This is a genomic window from Pseudomonas sp. PS02303, assembly GCF_029959925.1.
Taxonomy (GTDB): domain Bacteria; phylum Pseudomonadota; class Gammaproteobacteria; order Pseudomonadales; family Pseudomonadaceae; genus Aquipseudomonas; species Aquipseudomonas mandelii.
In genome coordinates, this window is record NZ_JASCOM010000445.1 from 1 (window position 1) to 2,780 (window position 2,780).

Annotated in this window: 2 protein-coding genes; one reads left to right on the forward strand and one right to left on the reverse strand. The window is 60.8% G+C overall.

Going from position 1 to position 2,780, the window contains the following annotated elements:
• Positions 1–105: 105 nt before the first annotated feature.
• A complete protein-coding gene (locus QMX98_RS33855) occupies positions 106–1,596 on the reverse strand; it encodes an aldehyde dehydrogenase family protein (protein ID WP_010464154.1) in 1,491 nt (496 codons plus the stop codon).
• A gap of 175 nt (positions 1,597–1,771) precedes the next feature.
• On the opposite strand from QMX98_RS33855, the gene QMX98_RS33860 reads away from it, so the two are divergent.
• Entirely contained in the window at positions 1,772–2,677 is a 906-nt protein-coding gene (locus QMX98_RS33860) for a LysR family transcriptional regulator (RefSeq protein WP_083375171.1), read from the forward strand.
• Positions 2,678–2,780 lie beyond the last annotated feature (103 nt).

The window sequence follows — 2,780 nt, forward strand, 5'->3', positions numbered from 1 at the left end:
GAGCCTGCTCGCGATAGCGATTTAACATTCAACATCTATGTTGACTGATAGACCGCAATCGCGAGCAGGCTCACTCCTACAGGGGATCACTGTTCGACTCGAGGATCAGTCGAACGTGATGCCCTGCGCCAACGGCAACTCCAGCGAGTAGTTCACGGTGTTGGTCTGGCGGCGCATGTAGCCGCGCCATGCATCGGAGCCCGACTCACGCCCACCACCGGTTTCTTTCTCGCCACCGAACGCGCCGCCAATTTCCGCACCGCTCGGGCCGATGTTGACGTTGGCGATGCCGCAGTCGCTGCCCACCGCCGACATGAACTGTTCGGCTTCACGCACGTCGGTGGTGAAGATGCACGAGGACAGGCCTTGTGGCACCGAGTTGTTCAGACGCAGCGCTTCGTCGAAGTCCTTGTAACCGACCACGTACAAGATCGGTGCGAAGGTTTCATTGCAGACCACATCGCTCTGCTCCGGCATTTCAACAATGGCCGGCGAGACGTAATAAGCGTTCGGGTATTTGTCTTCCAGCTGGCGTTCGCCGCCAAACACCCGGCCGCCTTCGCTCAGGGCTTGTTCCAGCGCGTCCTGCATGTTTTCGAAACTGTTTTTGTCGATCAGCGGACCGATCAGGTTGCCCTCGAGCGGATTGCCGATGCGGACCTTGGAATAGGCAGCCTTGAGGCGAGTGACGATTTCTTCCTTCACCGACTCATGGGCAATCAGGCGACGCAACGTGGTGCAACGCTGACCGGCGGTGCCGACGGCGCTGAACAGGATGGCGCGGACGGCCATGTCCAGGTCGGCGCTTGGGGCGAGGATCATGGCGTTGTTGCCGCCCAGCTCCAGAATGCTGCGGGCGAAACGTGCGGCGATTTTTGGCGCCACTTCACGGCCCATGCGGGTGCTGCCGGTGGCGCTGATCAGCGCGACACGTGGGTCATCGACCAGCGCTTCGCCAGCATCGCGGCCGCCGATGATCACTTGGCTGAGGTGTGGAGGTGCGTCGCTGAAGTTCTTCAGTACGCGGTCAAACAGGGCCTGACAAGCCAGTGCGGTCAGTGGGGTTTTCTCGGACGGTTTCCAGATCACCGGGTTGCCGCAGACCAGCGCCAGCGTGGTGTTCCAGGCCCAGACCGCAACCGGGAAGTTGAAGGCGCTGATGACGCCGACGACGCCCAGCGGGTGCCAGGTTTCGCGCATGTGGTGGCCAGGACGCTCGGACGCGATGGTCAAGCCGTACAGCTGACGGGACAGGCCGACGGCGAAATCGCAGATGTCGATCATTTCCTGAACTTCACCCAGGCCTTCCTGGGTGATCTTGCCGGCTTCCCAAGACACCAGCTCGCCGAGGTCAGCCTTGTATTCGCGCAGGATGTCGCCCAGTTGACGCACCAGTTCGCCACGGCGCGGGGCCGGGACCTTGCGCCACAATTCGAACGCATGATCTGCACGACTGATGTGCTGCTCGACTTCAGCGGCGCCTTCCCAGTTCACGGCAGCGATCCTGCTGCCATCGATCGGCGAATGCACCGGCACTTTGCCGTTCTGGTACAGGGCCGGGTTCACACCAAGACGATCAAGCAATGCGGCAACCATGGGTCACTCCTCGAGCAAAAAACAGAAAACGTACAGCCGGACATTCACGGCTGATCAGACCTGTAGTTTTAGCTCCCCGGAGGTTACCCAACAAACGACCTTTAAGAGAGATATCATTCCGTTTATTCATGCTTTGAATTGCTGGCAGTAAAAGAAACAAGAAAAAGGACCGTCCATGCTGAATAAACGCTATTTGCCGTCGATCACCGCACTGCAGTGTTTCGAGGCCGTGACCCGGCATTTGAGCTTCACCCGGGCCGCCGAAGAGCTGAACCTTACCCAGAGCGCCGTCAGCAAACAGGTCGCGCAACTCGAAGAGTTGTTGCAGCACTTGCTGTTCCGCCGGGTGCGCCGACGTCTGCAAATGACCCCGGCCGGTGATTTGTACCTGGTGGAAGTACGAAAAATCCTCACCCAGGTCGAGATGTCGACCCATTACCTACGTTCCTACGGCGGCGAAACCGAAGTCTTGCGGGTTTCGACGCCGCCGACCTTCGGCGCGCGCTGGCTGGTGCCACGCCTGAAAGGCTGGCGCCTGCGCCACCCGTCAATCCATCTGGACCTGTGCAGCGAGCAGGAAGCCGACGATTTGCTGCAAGGTCGCAGCGACCTGGCGTTCTACTTCGGCCAAGGCTCGCGGCCCGGCACCGAATGCCTGAAGCTGTTTGGCGAGGAGCTGGTGCCGGTCTGTGCGCCGGGCAGCCTGCCGGACACGCCGTTCACCGACCCTACGCAGCTCGCCGACCTCGTCCTGCTGCAAAACGCCTCGCGGCCCCAGGCCTGGCACGACTGGTTCGACAGCCAGGGCTACCACACCGAACACAGCTACCACGGCCCGCGCTTCGAAACGTTTTATATGTGCATCCGCGCCGCCCAGGTCGGCTGCGGCGTGGCGCTGCTGCCAAGGTTTTTGGTGGAAGAAGAGTTGGCGGACGGCAAACTGGTTATCCCCTGGAAACACGCGATGCCAAGCACGGATGCCTATTACCTGGCGTATCCCGAGCACTCGGCGGAAGTGCCCAAGGTGCGCGATTTTGTGAAGTGGATGCTGGAGCAGATCGACAGCCCGGATGCGCCGTAGATTTGAAGCCCCGGCTAATTCTTGTGGCGAGGGAGCTTGCTCCCGTTGGGCTGCGCAGCAGTCCTGTATTGGGGGCGCTTCGCACCCCAGCAGGAGCAAGCTC